Annotated in this window: 12 protein-coding genes and 1 pseudogene; 3 read left to right on the top strand and 10 right to left on the bottom strand. The window is 74.5% G+C overall.

Annotation, left to right across the window (positions count from 1 at the left end; all coding sequences use genetic code 11):
- Positions 1 to 134: 134 nt before the first annotated feature.
- Together ACZ6R9_RS19335 and ACZ6R9_RS19330 are read left to right on the top strand one after the other, a co-directional pair.
- On the top strand, positions 135 to 3,911 hold the full coding sequence (locus ACZ6R9_RS19335) for a DUF5682 family protein (RefSeq protein ID WP_465539381.1): 3,777 nt from the start codon (positions 135 to 137) through the stop codon (positions 3,909 to 3,911).
- On the top strand, positions 3,908 to 5,839 hold the full coding sequence (locus ACZ6R9_RS19330) for a hypothetical protein (RefSeq protein WP_465539102.1): 1,932 nt from the start codon (positions 3,908 to 3,910) through the stop codon (positions 5,837 to 5,839). Before ACZ6R9_RS19335 ends, ACZ6R9_RS19330 begins: the two co-directional genes overlap by 4 nt.
- On the opposite strand, the gene ACZ6R9_RS19325 is transcribed toward ACZ6R9_RS19330, so the two are convergent.
- The 6 genes from ACZ6R9_RS19325 to ACZ6R9_RS19300 all read right to left on the bottom strand — a co-directional run bounded on the left by ACZ6R9_RS19325 (position 5,824) and on the right by ACZ6R9_RS19300 (position 13,118).
- Complete coding sequence (locus ACZ6R9_RS19325; RefSeq protein ID WP_465539100.1) at positions 5,824 to 6,666, bottom strand: PaaX family transcriptional regulator; 843 nt, start codon at positions 6,664 to 6,666, stop codon at positions 5,824 to 5,826. The genes ACZ6R9_RS19330 and ACZ6R9_RS19325 overlap by 16 nt on opposite strands.
- A gap of 106 nt (positions 6,667 to 6,772) precedes the next feature.
- Entirely contained in the window at positions 6,773 to 9,145 is a 2,373-nt protein-coding gene (locus ACZ6R9_RS19320) for a bifunctional salicylyl-CoA 5-hydroxylase/oxidoreductase (protein ID WP_465539098.1), read from the bottom strand.
- Positions 9,142 to 10,782, bottom strand: coding sequence for an AMP-binding protein (locus tag ACZ6R9_RS19315; RefSeq protein WP_465539096.1), 1,641 nt, complete (start codon positions 10,780 to 10,782; stop codon positions 9,142 to 9,144). The genes ACZ6R9_RS19320 and ACZ6R9_RS19315 overlap by 4 nt, the downstream gene beginning before the upstream one ends.
- Positions 10,779 to 11,705 (bottom strand): acyl-CoA thioesterase, encoded by a 927-nt coding sequence (locus ACZ6R9_RS19310; protein WP_465539094.1) that lies wholly within the window; start codon positions 11,703 to 11,705, stop codon positions 10,779 to 10,781. The genes ACZ6R9_RS19315 and ACZ6R9_RS19310 overlap by 4 nt, the downstream gene beginning before the upstream one ends.
- Positions 11,705 to 12,208, bottom strand: a complete 504-nt coding sequence (locus ACZ6R9_RS19305) for a cupin domain-containing protein (protein WP_465539092.1) — start codon at positions 12,206 to 12,208, stop codon at positions 11,705 to 11,707. Before ACZ6R9_RS19305 ends, ACZ6R9_RS19310 begins: the two co-directional genes overlap by 1 nt.
- Before the next feature lie 103 nt (positions 12,209 to 12,311).
- On the bottom strand, positions 12,312 to 13,118 hold the full coding sequence (locus tag ACZ6R9_RS19300; protein WP_380482412.1) for a fumarylacetoacetate hydrolase family protein: 807 nt from the start codon (positions 13,116 to 13,118) through the stop codon (positions 12,312 to 12,314).
- Between the two features lie 157 nt (positions 13,119 to 13,275).
- Between ACZ6R9_RS19300 and ACZ6R9_RS19295 the strand changes: the two genes are divergently transcribed.
- Positions 13,276 to 13,710: a RidA family protein gene (locus ACZ6R9_RS19295; RefSeq protein ID WP_465539090.1), complete on the top strand. Its 435-nt coding sequence runs from the start codon at positions 13,276 to 13,278 to the stop codon at positions 13,708 to 13,710.
- Positions 13,711 to 13,826: 116 nt separating this feature from the next.
- On the opposite strand, the pseudogene ACZ6R9_RS19290 reads toward ACZ6R9_RS19295, so the two are convergent.
- From ACZ6R9_RS19290 to ACZ6R9_RS19275, 4 genes and pseudogenes are all read right to left on the bottom strand, one after another.
- Positions 13,827 to 14,021, bottom strand: a pseudogene (locus ACZ6R9_RS19290) (peptidase S8); the annotation flags it as partial.
- Positions 14,022 to 14,153: 132 nt separating this feature from the next.
- Positions 14,154 to 15,122: a serine hydrolase domain-containing protein gene (locus ACZ6R9_RS19285; protein WP_465539088.1), complete on the bottom strand. Its 969-nt coding sequence runs from the start codon at positions 15,120 to 15,122 to the stop codon at positions 14,154 to 14,156.
- Positions 15,119 to 16,030 carry a DUF6895 family protein gene (locus ACZ6R9_RS19280; RefSeq protein WP_380482407.1) on the bottom strand — a complete coding sequence of 304 codons (912 nt, stop codon included), beginning with the start codon at positions 16,028 to 16,030 and terminating at the stop codon, positions 15,119 to 15,121. Before ACZ6R9_RS19280 ends, ACZ6R9_RS19285 begins: the two co-directional genes overlap by 4 nt.
- Positions 16,027 to 16,701: a hypothetical protein gene (locus ACZ6R9_RS19275; protein ID WP_380482405.1), complete on the bottom strand. Its 675-nt coding sequence runs from the start codon at positions 16,699 to 16,701 to the stop codon at positions 16,027 to 16,029. The genes ACZ6R9_RS19280 and ACZ6R9_RS19275 overlap by 4 nt, the downstream gene beginning before the upstream one ends.
- Positions 16,702 to 16,748: the final 47 nt, after the last annotated feature.

Raw genomic sequence — 16,748 nt, 5'->3', positions numbered from 1 at the left:
CGGGGTTGGCGACCGATTCGTTGGCGTCTGCCGTTTCGGCCTCGACGGCCGTCTCGCCGTTGGAGGCTGTTCCGGCGTCAGCGACCACGCCGGGGTTGGTGACTGCCCCACCGGCGCCAGCCGTTCCGGCGTCGATGACCGCCTTGCCGTCGTTGACTGCCCCGCCGGTGGGGGCTGCCAGGCCTTCGGTGGCCGCCTCGCCTTCGGCAGCTGTTCCGGGGGCGGTGGGCGCGGGGTCTTCGACGGTTTCTTCGGTGTCGCCGACGGCAGCGCCTGTGGTGACCGCCCCGCCGCAGGACGTCGCGGTCGTGTCGGGGCCGGAGATTGTCCCGCCTTCGGCGGCTGCCCCGGCCCTTTCGGTGAGCGTCGCGCCGGTGGCGGTTGCCCCGCTGGCGGAAGGTGTCCCGTCGATGGTGGCCGGCCCGGCGTCAGCGACCGCGCCGGGGTTGGCGACTGGCCTACCGGCGCCAGCCGTTCCGGCGTCGATGACCGCCTCGTCGTCGTTGACTGCCCCGCCGGTGGAGGCTGCCAGGCCTTCGCTGACCGCCTTGCCTTCGGTAGCTGTTCCGGGGGCAGTGGGCGCGGGGTCTTCGACGGTTTCCTCGGTGTCGCCGACGGCAGCGCCTGTGGTGACCGCCCCGCCGGACGTCGCGGCCGTGTTGGGGCCGGAGATTGTCCCGCCTTCGGCGGCTGCCCCGGCCCTTTCGGTGAGCGTCGCGCCGGTGGCGGTTGCGCCGCTGGCGGAAGGTGTCCCGCCGATGGCGGCCGGCCCGGAGCCAGAGACCACGCCGGGGTTGGCGACCGATTCGTTGGCGTCTGCCGTTTCGGCCTCGACGGCCGTCTCGCCGTTGGAGGCTGTTCCGGCGTCAGCGACCGCGCTGGGGTTGGCGACTGGCCTACCGGCGCCGGCCGTTCCGGCGTCGATGACCGCCTTGCCGTCGTTGACTGCCCCGCCGGTGGAGGCTGCCAGGCCTTCGGTGACCGCCTCGCCTTCGGCAGCTGTACCGGCGTCGGGGGGCGCGGGGTCTTTGACGGCAGCGCTCGCGGTGACCGTCCCGGCGAAGGGCGTCGCGGCCGTGTCGGGGCCGGAGATCGTCCCGCCGTCGGGGGCTGTACCTGAGTCACCCGGCGGGCCGGAGTCGTATGTCGTTTCCCTCGTCCCCTACACCTACGCCCTGCTCGACGCCCGGTCCGGCTATCCCGCCGGTATCCGTGACCCGGAGTGGCAGCACACCGTGCTGACTGCCGCCGGAGACCCGGACAGGCTTGCTGCGGAGCTCACCCGGACCGTGGTGCGGATTTGTGATGCGCTGCGTGGGCTGGGGCATCCCGCAGGGCCTGCGGATGGGCGGGAGATTGTGCGGGTGGCCGGGGATCTGGCGCGGTTGCGGGGGTTGCCGGCGGCGGGGCGGGGGGAGTTGATCGAGGCGGTGCAGAGTGTGTTGGCACAGGGGGAGCCGCTCGGGCGGGGGCGGGCCGTGGCGCGGGCGCTCGAAGGGGTGCTGGTCGGGACGCGGACCGGTCGTCCGACCCCGGCCGCGCCCCGCAGCGGTCTCGGTCCGGCTGTCGAGGGGCTGCTCGCCGAGTTGGGTCTGCCCGACGTGGCGGAGCCGTCCGCGCGCGACCTCCGGCTCGACCCGCACCGCTCGCCGCTTGACGCCCGCCGCGAACTGTTGCTGCGTCGCCTGGAGGTGTGCGGCGTGCCCTACGGCGAACCCGTCGCCGTGACCGGTGCCGGTGGCGCCGACGCGCTCGGGTCGCGTTGGCGGGTGCAGTGGACGCCGGCCGTCGCCGCCATGCTCACTGTCGCGGGCATGCGCGGGGTGACGCCGGCTCAGGCCGCCGACGGGACCTTGCGCGAACGGCTGCGACGCGAACGGGAGGCGGGCGGTTCGACCGCCCGGCAGACCATCGACGGCCTCGCTGCCGCCGCCGGGTGCGCCCTGCCCGCGCTGACTGCCGCCCGGCTCGGCCAACTCGCCGAGGAGGTACCGGCGGTGGCGTCCCTGGCCGAACTGCTCGACGGGCTCGCGCTGCTCGACCGGTTCGCCGCCGGGCACCTGGCCGGCCGCGAGGCCGTCGCGCTGTTGCTCGGCCCGGCCGCCGAGGCCGCCGAGTTGCTCACCGCCGCCGCCGTCCGAGGGCTCGAAGGGCTGGTGGGCTCCGACGACTTCGCCGACGCCCGCGCCCTGGTGGAGTTCGCTCGCCGGGCCGACCCCGACGGTGGCAGCAGGCTCGGCCACACGCTCTGCCGCCTCGCCGACGACGGTTCGCCGCTGATCCGTGGCGCGGCCGGTGCGACCCGGGTGCTGCTCGGCCACCAGGAGGCCGCCGAGTTCGGTGGCCGGGTCGCCTCGTGGGTGGACGCCGCCACCGCGCCGGCCGGTCGGGCCGCGCTCAGCCGTTCCCTCAGTGGCCTGCTCACCGCGGCCGAGGGGCTGCTCACCGCCGCCCCGGCCGCGCTCGAACCCCTGCTGGCACGCGTCACCGAACTGTCCGACGAGGCCTTCCTGGACCGGCTGCCCGCCCTGCGCGGCGGGTTCGACACGCTCAGCCCGGCCGCCCGGGACCGGCTGCTCGCGGTCGTCGAGGAACGCCTCGGCGTACGGGTCGACACCCTGCCGACCGAGCTCGACCCGGCCACCCTCGCGACGTGGGCCCGGGCTGATCGGGCGGTACGTCAACTCCTGCAAGCCAGCGGCCTGTTGATGGACGCGCAGGGCCGGCTCGACCAGCTCGGCCAGCCCGCAGCCCAACCGGCCGAGATCGCGCCGTCCGCCCCCGGCTCCGCCCCCGGAACGACTCTCCCGCCCGCCGACCGCTGGCGGCTGGTGCTCGGACGCCCGGGCAGCGGCTCGGGCCCGGGCGGGCGGACCGCGCGCCTCGCCGCCGCGCTCGACGAGCTCTACGGCTCCGGCCGGGGCGAGGGCTCCGTCCCCGGCCCGACCGGTGGTCGGCGCGGCGGCCGGGAAGCGCCGTACCCGGGGGTGCGGGAGTGGTCCGAGGAACTGGTGGCCCTGTTCGGGCCGGGCATCCGTGAGGAGGTCCTCGCCGCCGCGGCCGGGCAGGGCCGTACCGATGTGCTGGAGGCGCTCGCCCCGGAGGCCGTCCGCCCCTCGGTCGAGCTGCTGCGCACGGTACTTCAGCACGCGGGCGGCCTGCCCGAAGCGCGCCTCGCCGCCCTGCGCCCGCTGGTGCGGCGCCTGGTGGACGAACTGTCGCGGGAGCTCGCGAGCACGCTGCGCCCGGCGCTGACCGGTCTCACCCTGCCCCGGCCCAGCCGCCGTCGTGGCGGCCCGCTCGACCTCGACCGGACGATCCGGGCCAACCTCGCCACCGCCCGGCCCGGCGAGGACGGCCGCACTCTGATCGTGCCCGAACGGCCCGTCTTCCGGACCAGGGCGACCCAGGCCAACGACTGGCGCCTGATCCTGGTCGTGGACGTGTCCGGGTCGATGGAGGCCTCCACCGTCTGGGCTGCGCTGACCGCGTCGATCCTGGCCGGTGTTCCGTCGCTGACCGCGCACTTCGTGGCCTTCTCGACCCACGTCGTCGACCTGAGCGGACGGGTGGACGACCCGCTGGGACTGCTGCTGGAGGTCCGGGTCGGCGGCGGAACGCACATCGCGGCGGGCCTGCGGTACGCCCGCGAGCTGGTCACCGTGCCGTCCCGCACGCTGATCGCGGTGGTGAGCGACTTCGAGGAGGGCCACCCGCTCGGCGGGCTGCTGACCGAGACCCGGGCGCTGGTCGGCGCGGGCTGCCACCTGCTGGGCTGCGCCGCACTCGACGACACCGGGAAACCCCGGTATTCCAAAGCCGTCGCCGAACAACTCGTCGCCGCGGGCATGCCGGTGGCGGCGCTCAGTCCGCTGGAACTGGCCCGCTGGGTGGGGGAGAGGATCCGATGACAGGCACCTCATGGCCCGCGGTGGCCGCCGAGGTGGTAGCGGAGGTGGTGTCGGCGCTGTCGGCGCGGCTCCAGAAGCGGCTCGACGGCGCGGCCGCCAAGCTCGCCGACCGCCCGATCGAGCGGGTGGGCGAGGACTGGACCCTGCGGATCGACGAGGAGACCGTGCTGGTCCTGCACGCCCCCGACGGTACCGTCCGCACGGCCGAGGACGTCCGGTGCGGGTGCCTGCTCGCCCCCGGGTGTCTGCACCGCGCCGCCGCCGTCACGGTCGCCCCACTGGCCGCGCCCACCGCCGACGAGCCGTCCGACCATGAGCCCACCGACCATGAGCCCACCGCCGACGAGCCGTCCGCCGACGAGCCGACGCGCCCGGAACCCGCCCCGGACACCGGAGTTGACGTCCGGCCGCCGGAGGAGCCGCTCACCCCCGCCGAGGCCGAGGCCGTCGACCGCCTGCGCCGGATCGCGGCCGAGGCCCTGGCCGCAGGCGTCAGCGGCGCCGGAAGCATCCTGCAGGCGGAACTGCTGCGTGCCGCCCACCAGGCCCGGCTGCTCGGCCTGCACCGGCCGGCCGCCCTGGCCACCGACGTGGTCACCCGGCTGCGGGCCGCTCGCGCCGCTGAGCCCGACCACCGGCTCGCCGACCTGGTGGCCGCCCATCGCGAACTGCTCGGCGCCACCACGGTGTTCACGCCCCGGGAGCTGCGGGGAACACCCCGGCAGGCCTACCGGGAGGTCGGCGCGCTCCGCCTGTACGGGCTGTTCGCCGAACCGGTGGTGTCGGCCACCCACGCCGGTGTCACGGTCTGGGTGGTGGACGCGGCCGGGAGGCTCTCCACGGTCTCCGACATCACCCCGCACGCCGATCCGACCGAGGCCGCGCGGCTCGCCGGGGCGGCGGCCGGACGGCCGGTCCGGCTCGGTGACGCGACCTTGTCGCACCGCGACCTCGCCCGAGCCGGGCTGACCGTCCAGGGCGCCACCCGGACCGACTCCGGGCGGCTCGGCGCGGGCGCGCAGGTCCGGGCCTTGCGCGCCGCCGGGGCCGACTGGGACGAGGAGCCCGTCGCCCGGCTCTGGGCGGAACCGGTGCCCGCCCAGATCGAACGCGCCCTGACGGCCGGGCGCATCCCGCACGACCGGCGACCCGCCGGATCGGACCTGCTGTTCCTCGATGTCACCGTGCTCGGGCCCGGAGCCGTTCCCGGAGCCGTTTCCGGGTCGGCCGCCCCTCAACTGCTCGCCCGGTGCGGGGAGTTGACGGTGGCGTTGCTCCCCGCCCAGGACCACCCGCGGCTCGCGTTCGCCGCCAACCTCGTGGCGCTCGCGTCCGCACCGGGCCTGCCGCTGCGCGTGGTCGGCAGGCTGGAGCGTGCCACCCACCCGTGCCTGCGTCTGCTGGCCGCCGCACCGGCCCCGGGGCGGCCCGATCCGGCGCTCACCCTGCCGCCCGCGTACCGCAACCGCGTCAGCCTGGGCCTGGAACGCCTCCAGTACGCCGACCTGCCGCCGGGCGGCACCGACCTGCCGTCGGGCGGCACCGACCTGCCGCCGGGCGGCACCGACCTGCCATCGGGCGGCACGGAAACGCCGCCTGCGGCGGTCTTCCCTCCGCAGCCGCCGTTCCACCTGCTGACCCGCCCGCTCGAACAGGCCGTCACCGGTGGCCGCCGGGCGCTGGCCGGACGGTCCGACCGGGCCGCCGCCGAAGGGCGTGGGCTGCGGTCGGCGGGCCTCGGCACCGGCGAACAGTTGCTCGCCGCGCTCCACGCGGCCGCGGCGGACCGGGAACGCGACGTCTTCGGCCGCCTGCACATCACCGACCACCTCGGCTTCGCCACGGCCTGGCTTGCCGCCGCCCGCTACCAGGAGGAACTCGTCACCGCCCTGTGTGCCGCCGCCTGGGCGCCCTACGGTCTCCAGTAGGGCGCGGCGTGGGCCAGGGCGCGGCCCTCCAGCGCGGTGACCAGGCGTTCGAAGAGGTGGACGGCGGCGGGGCCGGACCAGTCGGCGGGCAGCACCTGCGGGGGCAGGCCCGGGTCGCGGAACGGGAGTTTGCGCCAGTCGTCGACCACCGACAGGTAGCCGACGAAGGCGTCCCGGCCGTCCACGAAGGCGGCGGCGGACAGCCGGTCGGCCTCGGCGGTGCGGGCGGTGAGGAACTCCCGGTAGCGGCGGTCGATCTCGTCCAGGTCCCAGCCCTTGCGGACCATCGCGGCCAGGTCCTGCCCGCCGACGTGGTCGCCGGTGAACAGGGCGCACTGGTCGGTCAGGCCGAGTTCCTCGATCGCCCGCCCGGCGGCGGGCAGCATCCGGGCGGGGGCGATCCACACCGCCGCGCCGATGTTGCCGAAGCCGAGCGCCGCCAGGTGCGCGGTCAGCTGATGACGCCTGGCCCGGGCGGACTCCGGCACCGAGAAGTTGACCAGGCACCAGCCGTCCGCCAGGTCGGCGGGCTGCCGGGCGTGCCAGATCACCTCGTCGCCGGCGGCCAGCGCCTCCAGCGCGGCGGGCGTCAGCGCGTACCCGCGCACGCCCGAGCGGGTCTGCGCCTCCAGCCAACCGCGCTGCTTGAGCCGGAAGACGGCGGTGCGGACGCTGGAGGCGTCCAGGCCGGCCTGGGTGAGCAGTTCGACGGTGCCGGCGATCGGCATCCAGTTGCCCAGCTTGCGGACGACGGCGCCGAGGAAGGTCACCAGCACGGTCCGGGAACGGCGCGCCGCGGTGGGCCGGGCGTCCTGCGTCTCGCTCATCCCAGTGAGTATGGCGGACGCCGCACCGATGATCGGACCGCAGCCCGGGCGTTCACGCCAGCACCTGCCCGTGCCCTCACGCCAGCACCTGCCCCGGCCCGGGCGTTCACGCGGGCGCCCCGACCCGGTCCGGCGTCCACCGCAGGTGCACCGTCGCGGGGGCGCCGTCGCGCAGCAGGGACAGCCGGGGCGGGACGCGGTCGGTGCGGGCGGTGGGCGGTCGGCGGCGCCCGGCCCGCCACTGCACCGGCCACTCGGCGCCCGTGCCCCGGTAGTCCTGTTCGGCCGCCGCGTGCAGCATCCACTGCGGGTCGTACAGGTGGGTGCGGCCCAGCGCGCACAGGTCGGCGCGCCCGGCCAGCAGGATCGAGTTGACGTCGTCCCAGGAGGAGATCGCGCCCACCGCGATCACCCGCACCCCCGCCGGGGCGGCCACCCGGTGGCGGATCCGGTCGGCGAACGGCGTCTGGTAGGAGCGTCCGTAGGCCGGTTTCTCGTGCTTGGCGACCTGCCCGGAGGAGACGTCGATCGCGGCCGCGCCGTGTTCGACGAAGGCCCGGGCGATCTCCACCGCGTCCTCCTCGGTGGTGCCGTCCGGCAGCCAGTCGCTCGCCGAGATGCGCACCGTCACCGGGATCCGTTCCGGCACCGCCCGCCGGACGGCGTCGAACACCTCCAGCGGGAAACGCAGCCGCTTCGCCAGGCTGCCGCCGTACGCGTCGGTGCGGCGGTTGGCGACGGGGGAGAGGAAGGAGGACAGCAGGTAGCCGTGCGCGGCGTGCACCTCGATCAGGTCGAAGCCGGCGGCCACCCCGCGCCGGGCGGCGGACTCGAAGTCGGCGACCACCCGGTCCAGATCGGCCCGGGTCGCCTCGCGCGGCACCTGGCAGCCGGGCCCGTACGGCAGCGCGGACGGACCGATCACCTCCCAGTTGCCGTCCGGGAGCGGCTCGTCGATGCCCTCCCACATCAGCCGGGTCGAGCCCTTGCGGCCGGAGTGGCCCAGCTGGAGGCCGATCCGCGCCGAACTGTGCTCGTGCACGAAGGCGGTGACGTGTTGCCAGGCGTCGCGCTGCCCGTCGTTCCACAGGCCCGCGCAGCCGGGGGTGATCCGGCCCTCGGGGGAGACGCAGACCATTTCGCTCATCACCAGGCCCGCGCCGCCCAGCGCCTTCGAGCCCAGGTGCACCAGGTGGAAGTCCCCGGGCACGCCGTCCACCGCGGAGTACATGTCCATCGGCGAGACGATGACGCGGTTGCTCAGCTCCAACTGGCCGATCTGCACGGGCTGGAACATGGCCGGTGCCTGCGCCAGCCCCTGCTGCCGGGCGAAGTCGCCCTCCACCAGGGCGGCGAACTCCGCGTCGCGCTCCTTCAGGTTCTCGAAGGTGATCCGGCGCGAGCGGGTCAGCAGGTTGAAGACGAACTGGGTCGGCGCCTGCCCGGCGTACATGCCGATGTTCTCGAACCACTCCAGCGAGGCCTGCGCGGCCCGCTGCGTCGACTCGACCACCGGCCGGCGCTCCTCCTGGTACGCGGCCAGTGCCTCCGGGATCGTCGGCCGCTCGTGCAGGCACGCCGCCAGTGCCAGCGCGTCCTCCATGGCGAGCTTGGTGCCGGAGCCGATCGAGAAGTGCGCGGTGTGCGCCGCGTCGCCGAGCAGCACCACGTTGCCCTCGTACCAGCGCTCGTTGCGCACCGTGGTGAAGTTCAGCCAGCGCGAGTTGTTGGTGCGGACCCGGTGGCCCTTCAGCTCCTCGGCGAAGATCTCGGCGATCCGGGAGACCGCGTACTCGTCGGACTCGCCCGGCCCGAACTCCCGCCCGGCGGTGCGGTCGAAACCGGCCCGCCGCCACACCTCCTCGTGCACCTCCACGATGAACGTCGAGCCCGTCGCCGAGTACGGGTAGCCGTGGATCTGCATGGTGCCCCACGGCGTCTGCTTGACGAAGAACTGGAACGCCTCGAAGACCAGGTCGGTGCCGAGCCAGATGTACTTGTTGTGCCGGCGGTCCAGCGACGGGCGGAACGCCTCCGCGAGCGAGGCCCGGACAGCGGAGTGCACCCCGTCCGCCGCCAGCACCAGGTCGTGCCCGGCCCGCAGCTCCTCGACGCCCGGCGCGGGGGTGCGGTAGTGGACGCGCACGCCGAGTTCGGCGGCGCGCCGCTGGAGGATCTCCAGCAGCTCCTTGCGGCCCATCGCGGCGAAACCCTGCCCGCCGACGGTGAAGCGGTGGCCGTGGAAGTCGACGTCGATGTCCGTCCAGCGGGCGAAGCCGCGCTCCATCGCGGCGTGCACCACCTCGTCCGCGCCCTCGATGCCGGTCAGCGTCTCGTCGGAGAACACCACGCCGAAGCCGAAGGTGTCCTCGGGGGCGTTGCGTTCCCACACCGTCACCCGGTGCGAGGGGTCCAACTGCTTCATCAGCGAGGCGAAGTACAGCCCGCCCGGGCCGCCGCCGACCACCGCGATCCTCATGCCGTGCCCTCCACTGCCGCACCCTCCGCCGAGTCCTCAACGAGCCGGCGGAGCCTGAAATGCTGGAGCTTGCCGCTCGGATTGCGCGGCAGCGCCTCGACGAACCGCACCTCGCGCGGGTACTTGTACGGCGCGAGCTGCCGCTTCACGTGCTCCTGGATGCTCCGGGCCGTCGCCGCGTCCGCCGCCGCGCCCGGCCGCAGCACCACGAACGCGCAGACCACCGAGCCGCGTTCGGCATCCGGCGCGGCCACCACCGCCGACTCCACCACGTCCGGATGGGTGTCCACCGCGGCCTCCACCTCGGGCCCGGCGATGTTGTAACCGGACGAGATGATCATGTTGTCGTTGCGTGCCCGGTACCAGAAGTACCCGTCCTCGTCGCGGACGAAGGTGTCGCCGGTGACGTTCCAGCCGTTGAGTACGTAGTCGGCCTGCCGCTCGTCGTCCAGGTAGCGGCAGCCGACCGGGCCGATCACCGCCAACCGCCCCTCCTCGCCGGGGCCGAGCTCCTCACCGTCCGGCCCGAGCACCGCGGCGCGGAACCCCGGCACCGGCCGGCCCGTCGCACCCGGACGGATCTCCTCGCCGGCCGCCGAGATGAAGATGTGCAGCAGCTCGGTCGCCCCGATGCCGTCCACCACCCGCAGACCGGTCTCCGCCCGCAGCCGCTCCCACACCTCCAACGCGATGTGCTCGCCCGCGCTCACCGCGCACCGCAGGCCCGAAAGCCGCCCCGCCATACCCGACTTGACGATCTGCCGGTACGCGGTCGGCGCCGTCGCCAGCACCGTCACCCCGTGCTCGGCCACCAGCGCGGCCAGCTCCGCCGGCGTCGCCGACTCGGTCAGGAACGCGCACGCACCCGCCCGCAGCGGGAACACCACCAGCATGCCCAGCCCGAAGGTGAACGCCAGCGGCGCCGTGCAGGCCACCAGGTCGTCCGGGCGCAGCCGCAGCGTGCACTTCCCGAAGGTGCCGTCGATCGACAGCAGATCGCGGTGGAAATGCACGGTGATCTTCGGGACGCCCGTGGTCCCCGAGGTCGGCCCGAACAGCGCCACATCGTCCGCCGCCGTGTCCACCGCCGCGAACCGCCCCGCCCGGCCCGCGGCCCGCCGCACCAGGTCCTCGGGACCGTCGCCGCCGACCGGCACCACCGTGAGCCCCGGGAAGCCCCGCACCTCGTCCAGGAAGCGGTGGTCCACCAGCGCCACCACCGGCCGGGTCTTCGCGACGATCGGCCCCAACTCCCGCGCCCGCAACGCCGCCATGGTGGCCACCGCGATCCCGCCCGCCCGCAGCACACCCAGCCAGGCCGCCACTGCCCACGGATTGTTCGGCGAACGCAGCAGCACCCGGTTGCCCGGCACCAGCCCCAGGTCCTCGGCCAGCACCTGAGCCACCTGCGCCGAACGCAACTGCAACTCGCCGTACGTCCACACCTCCCCGCCGGGCGTGCGCAGCGCCGGCCGGTCCGTGCCCAGCACAGCCACCTGACGGTCCAGCAACTCCACCGCCGCGTTGAGACGTTCGGGGTGGTGCAGCAGCTCGGTGGTGAACTCCAGCACCGGCCACTGCCCGACCGGCGGCAGGTGGTCGCGCGCGAAGGTGTCACGGAACCCGGACTCCGTCATCTCCCGGCCCCCGCACGGATCATGCCCTCCTGGAGCACCGTCGCCAGATGCACCCCGTCCGGCGTGAAGAACCGTCCCTCCCCGAGACCCCGGCCCGACTCCGCCGCCACCGCCTGCTGCGCGTACAGCAGCCAGCCGTCCAGCACCCCCGGGCGCGGCGCCCGGTGGAACCACATCGCATGGTCCAGGCTCGCCGTCACCAGCCCCGGCCGCGCCCAGCCCAGGCCCAGCACCCGCAGCACCGGCTCCAGGATCGTGTAGTCGCACACGTACGCCAGCGCCGCCGCGTCGCGCTGCGCGTCGCTCAGCCCCTCCACCGGCCGCAGCGCGTCGAACGGCCGCACCCACACCGCCTGGTGCGGCGCCCGCCCGCCCTCGACCTCCAGGTACACCGGGCCCGGCACGTGCCGCAGGTCGAAGCTGCGCCCCGCCGACCAGTACTCCTTGGACGCCGCCGTCATCGTCCCGCCCGAGCGCGGCGCCAAGTACTCGGCGGAGCTGGGCAGTTCCTCCGGCCCGGGCAGGCCGTCGGCGGCCCATTCGGGCAGCGCGGCGGCGAAGCTGCCGCCGCTCTCGCCCGCCGCGAAGTTGGCCAGGCATACGTACAGTGCCTTGCCCTGCTGGTAGGCGCGCACCTGCCGGGTCGCGTAGCCGCGGCCGTCGCGCAGCAACTCCACCTCGTGGCGCACCGGTTCGCCGATCTCGGCCGGGCGCATGAAGTACGAGTGCACCGAGTGCAGCACCTTGCCGTCCCCGACCGAGCGCATCGCCGCGGCCGCCGCCTGGGCGACCAGGTCGCCGCCGTACGCCTTCGGCCACGGGCAGGGCTGGGTCACCGCGGTGAAGGCGAGGTCGAAGTGCTCGGGCGGGGCGGGCTCCAGGGTGACGGCCGCGGCGAAGAACTCCGAGGTGGTGTCGGCCATCAGGGCCGCTCCAGCCAGTCGGGCAGCTCCGCGTCCGGCACCTCGGGCAGGTTGACCACGATGTTCTCCGGGGTGCGGGTGGTCATCCAGGTCAGCGGGCGGTTGCGATCGAGGTTGCACTCCACGTGCGGCATGAACGGCGGGACGAACACCCAGTCGCCCTCGGTGAGATCGACGTAGTCGGCGAACTTCGCGCCGAAGTAGATCCGGCCCCGCCCGGACAGCACGTAGCCGCCGGTCTCCGCCTCGCCGTGGTGGTGCGGCACCGACCGGTAGCCGGGTTCGTTGCCGACCTTGCCGAACCACAGCCGGGTGGCCGGGGTGTGCTGGATGCTGATGCCGGAGATCCGGGTGGCGCCGGCCGACTGCCCGGTGTCGGCGGGCTCGTCGCCCGCCCTGGTCACCACCGGGACCACCAGGCCGCTTTCGGTGGCGTACCCCGAGTTGTCGCCTTCGAGCAGGTAGGAGCTGTAGTCGGGGGAGTTGCCGGGCGTGGGGTCCATGGGAAGCTCCTCGTCGGTGCGGGGGTCGGTTCGAGAGAGTTCGCTCTGATGGATCGTCGGCTCTGCCGCGCGCGGTGGTGGTGCGGCTCGCCGGTCGCGCAGGTCAATCGGTGAAGCGCACCGTGTTGCGCAGGGTGCCGATGCCGGAGATCGAGGTCTCCAGTACGTCGCCGTCGGCCAGGAAACGCTGCGGGTCGCGGGCCGCGCCGACGCCGCCGGGCGTTCCGGTGAGGACCAGGTCGCCCGGGCGCAGCACGGTGAAGGCGGAGATGTAGGCCAGCAGGTCGGCGGCGTCGAAGACCAGCGTTTTGGTGCTGTCGCGCTGCACCCGCTCGCCGTTGACCCGGCAGAGCACCTCCAGCCCGGCCGCCGGGTCCAGCTCGTCCGGGGTGACCAGGACCGGGCCGACCGGGCAGGAGGCGTCCCAGGCCTTGCCCTGGAACCACTGGAGCGTCCGGTACTGCCAGTCCCGCACCGAGACGTCGTTCGCCACCGTGTACCCCGCGATGCCGGCCAGCGCCGCCGCCCGGTCGGCGCGCCGCAGCGTCGCGCCGACCACCACCGCCAGCTCCGCCTCCCAGTCCACCTGGAGGCCGCGCGGCAGCACCAGGTCGCTTCGCGGACCGGTCAGGGTGTCGGCGAACTTCGCGAACAGCGTGGGGTGGGACGGGAGTTCCCGGCCCGTCTCGCGGATGTGCTCGGCGTAGTTCAGCCCGCAGCAGATCACCTTGCCGGGCGCGGGCAGCGGCAGCACGGGAACGGCGCCGGGGATCGGCTCACCGGGCTGCCGCGGCGCGCCGGTGCGGAGCCAGACCGACAGATCGGGGGCCGGGAGCGCGTGCCAGACCTCTCCCCGGGCCACGGCCGCGCTGGTGCCTCCGCCGGGGTGGGTGACCGTTGCCAGACGCATGGAGCTACCTCCACTTCGGCACCGCCGCACGCCGCCCGGGACGGGGGCGCCGTTTCAATGGTTCTGCGACCGTCACAAGACTGTCAATAGCTGCTACGGTGACGCACCGACGACACCCGACGGCACCAGACGGTTACCAGACCCGCAGGAGTCCTCCATGGCGAGCCACTCGGCCCCCGTCCCGGTCAACCCCGCGTCGCTGCCCGAACCCCGCGGCTACTCGCACGGCACGCTCTGCGGCAACACCCTCCACCTCGGCGGCCAGACCGCCCTCGACCGGGACATGCGGATCGTCCCCGGCGGGATCGTCGAACAGTTCCGGCAGGCCTTCGGCAACCTGCTCGCCACGCTCGCCGAGGCCGGCGGGCAGCCGCAGGATTTGGTGAGCATCACGCTCTACCTCACCGACATCCCCGACTACCAGGCGCACGGCAAGCAGATCGGCGAGGTCTGGCGCGAGCTCGCCGGGCCGGTCTACCCGGCGATGGCCGGCATCGGCACCACCGCACTGTGGCAGCCCGAGGCGATGATCGAGATCCTCGGCGTCGCCGTCATCCCCGACGAGCGGCTGATCCGCCCCGCGTCGTCCTGAACACTGCCCCGATCACTGACGGCCGCACCCCGGAACGGAACAAGGACGGCGGCGCGCAGGGGAGGGGAGTTCCCTGCGCGCCACCGCCCGTCGGCGACCCTGCGGAATCGTCAGCCGGTGAAGGCCGCCGTGCCGTTGGGGGTGCCCAGGCCGGTCGGGCCGTCGTAGCCGGTGGTGGCGGTGCACAGGTAGCTTGGCGAGCAGCTGCCGTTGGAGCCGGTGGTGACGTCGTACAGCGAACCGGTGTGCGCGTACGGGAACGAGGACGGGTAGGAGCCCGCCGAGGGTGTCCCGGCCAGCGCGTACACGCCCGTACCCAGGACACCCCGCCCTTGCTGTAAGCGCACGAGCCCGGCATCGTCGAACCCGGAGCAGGAGCAGCCGCCCTCGGACACCCGCTGCCGCCGCCGGCTCCGGCTTCGAGGCAGAGGCCGGCGCTGCGGTCAGAGCGCCCGGAAGAGCTGGTAGCCGGTCTGGATGAAGCGGCCGTCGAGGCGGGGGCCGGCGTTGGTCAGCGCGGCCAGGGCCGTGCCGCGACCGGGGCAGAAGGCGACGAAGGAGGTGCAGCCGCGGGTGCCGCCCGAGTGGAAGAGGACGTCGCCGTCGGGGGTCGGGCGCAGGTTCCAGACCAGGCAGATCCGGTCCGTGGAGCGGGGTTTGACCAGGCGGGGGTGCTGGACGTCGCGCAGCGCGGCGGCAAGAGCGGGGGCGGGGGCGGTGGCCGGGTCGAGGTGGGCGGTGAGGTAGCGCAGCAGGTCACGGGCGGTGGAGCGGACGGCGCCCGCGCCCGGGAGAGCGGGGATCTGCCAGGGCGGCAGCGGGCGGCCGTGGCGGTGTCCGACGGCGGAGCCGGGCTCGCAGCCGGTGCCGGTGAGGCCGAGCGGCCCGCTGATTCGGGAGGCGAGCAGCGCCGGGTACTCCTGGCCGGTCCGTTCGGCGAGCGCGCGGCCGAGCAGCCCCACGCCGTAGTTGGAGTAGTGCACCCGGCTACCGGGCTTGTGCCGCAGGCGAGTTCGGGTCATCGCCCGGTCCAGCTCCGCGACCGAGTAGGACGCGTACGGGTTGGTGAACCAGGCGGGCAGCGCCGAGCGCCGCAGGCCGCGCGGCAGGCGGGGGAGCCCGGAGGTGTGGGTGGCGAGGTGGAGGAGGGTGAGGGGAGTGTCCGAGACGGTGACGGTGTCCCCGGGAGCGACCTCGCCGCGGGCGGCCAGTTCGGCGAGCAGCAGGGCGGTGAACGTCTTGCTGACCGAGCCGAGTTCGAAGCCGGTGTCCGGCGTGACCGGCCCGCCGGAGCGGCCGTCCGTCCGGCCGTGGCAGAGCAGTTGCTCGCCCTCGTCGGGGGAGACGAGGGCGAGGGCGACGGCCGCGTGGCGCGGCACCGTGCGGGTGAGTGCCGCGAGGTGCGGGTTCACCGCAGCGCGCGGGCGAGGGTGAGGGTGCCGGCCAGCACGCCGACCACCGCGGTGTGTTCGTGGTCCTTGAAGGCGCGCGCCGGATCCTCGTCCACCGGGTCCAGGTCGCGCGGCAGCAGGCCGTCCGCGCGCTGGGCGGCGGCGAGTTGCTCCCAGTTCTGCGGGTCGCAGACCGACTCGGGCAGGCAGGCGTCGACGATCAGCAGTTCGCCGAGCAGGTCCCACTGCCCGGTCTCCTGCCAGATGTCGGCCCACACCGGCAGCCAGGCCGCGAGGTACTCGCGCAGCGGCGCGGGCAGCCGGCCGGGCAGCGCGCCCCAGTCGGTGAGGTGGAAGACGGTGTGGGTGACGCTGTAGCCGGTCATCCAGTCGATCGCCCACGGTTCGGGGCGGGCGCCCAGCCAGGTCGTGGCGGCGATCGCGTTCCAGTCGGGGCGGCTCTCCAGTCCGATCACGTGGCGGGCGTTGGCGACGGCCAGGCGCCGGTTCGGCATGGTCTCCACGGCGTGGGTCGCGCGCAGCCCGTCGAGGCCGTGCAGCAGTTCGTCCAGCGCGGCGTGCCGGTAGCCGGCGCGGTGGAAGTGCAGGTACGTCTCCAGCGGGTCGCTGAGCAGCATGTGCCGGAACTGCCGTTCGTACAGCAGGTCGCCCTGGCGCAGCTGCTGCCAGCCGAAGTCGAGCAGCACCCGGGCGCGCTCCCGTTCGGTGGGCCCGGAGACGGTTTCGCGCAGGACCAGGGAGGCGGCGAGGGCGCATTCGCCGATCGGCTTGTACGCGTTGTCGGGGTCGGAGAGGTCGGCCCCTTCGTCGGGCGGCAGGACGCCGAGGCCCTGCTCGTGCGCGGTGTGCAGCCACTCCAGGGACCGGGTGGCCAACCGGTGGGCGTTGCCGAGCACGGCCGGGTTCATGCGGCGGCCAGGTGTTCGGCGACGGCCAGGTCGAGGGCACTGCGCGCGCTGCCGTCGCCGGTCAGCGCCAACTGCCGCAGCAGTGGCGGGAGTTCCAGTGCGGACGGGATGCCGGTGCGGTGCAGCCAGGCCAGCCAGCGGACCAGGCGGGCGGCGGTGCGGTGGTCGCGCCGCAGCACGGCCCGGGCGGCGCCCCGGGCGAGTGCGAGCGGGTGCTCACGGGCGCGCTCGTGCATCGGGCCGTCCAGGGTCGGCAGCGCCAGGCAGGACACCTGCGCCATCCGCACCGACCAGCGCTGCCAGCCGTCCTTGCCGGGGTCGGGCGGCGGGGGCGGGGCCGGGGCCGGGACGGGATACCCGGCGAGGGAGAGGAGTTCGGCGGTGGCCCGGTCGCGCCAGACGTGGATCCCGGACTCGTCGGAGGGGAACAGCCGAAGAGCCTCGGCGGCGATCTCGGCGGTCTCCGGCGGGGTCGGGACGCCGGTGAGCAGGGACGGGGCGAAGACGTCCGGGCCAAGCACCCGGACGCCCGCCAGCAGGGCCTGCGGCTCGGGCGCGGCGGGGGCGGGAAGAGCCGCGCCCCCGGCGCCGGTGAGGGCGTCGAGGGTGCGGCCTGCCGCCCACTCGGTCGCGGCAGCGAACTCCCGCTGGGGCGATTCGGCGAACGGCATGGGATCTACTGCTTTCTTCCGATTCTTCGGGGTTTTCCGATCTGATG

The organism is Kitasatospora sp. NPDC048662 (assembly GCF_055587065.1).
This window is presented reverse-complemented; position numbering and strand designations above follow the sequence as displayed.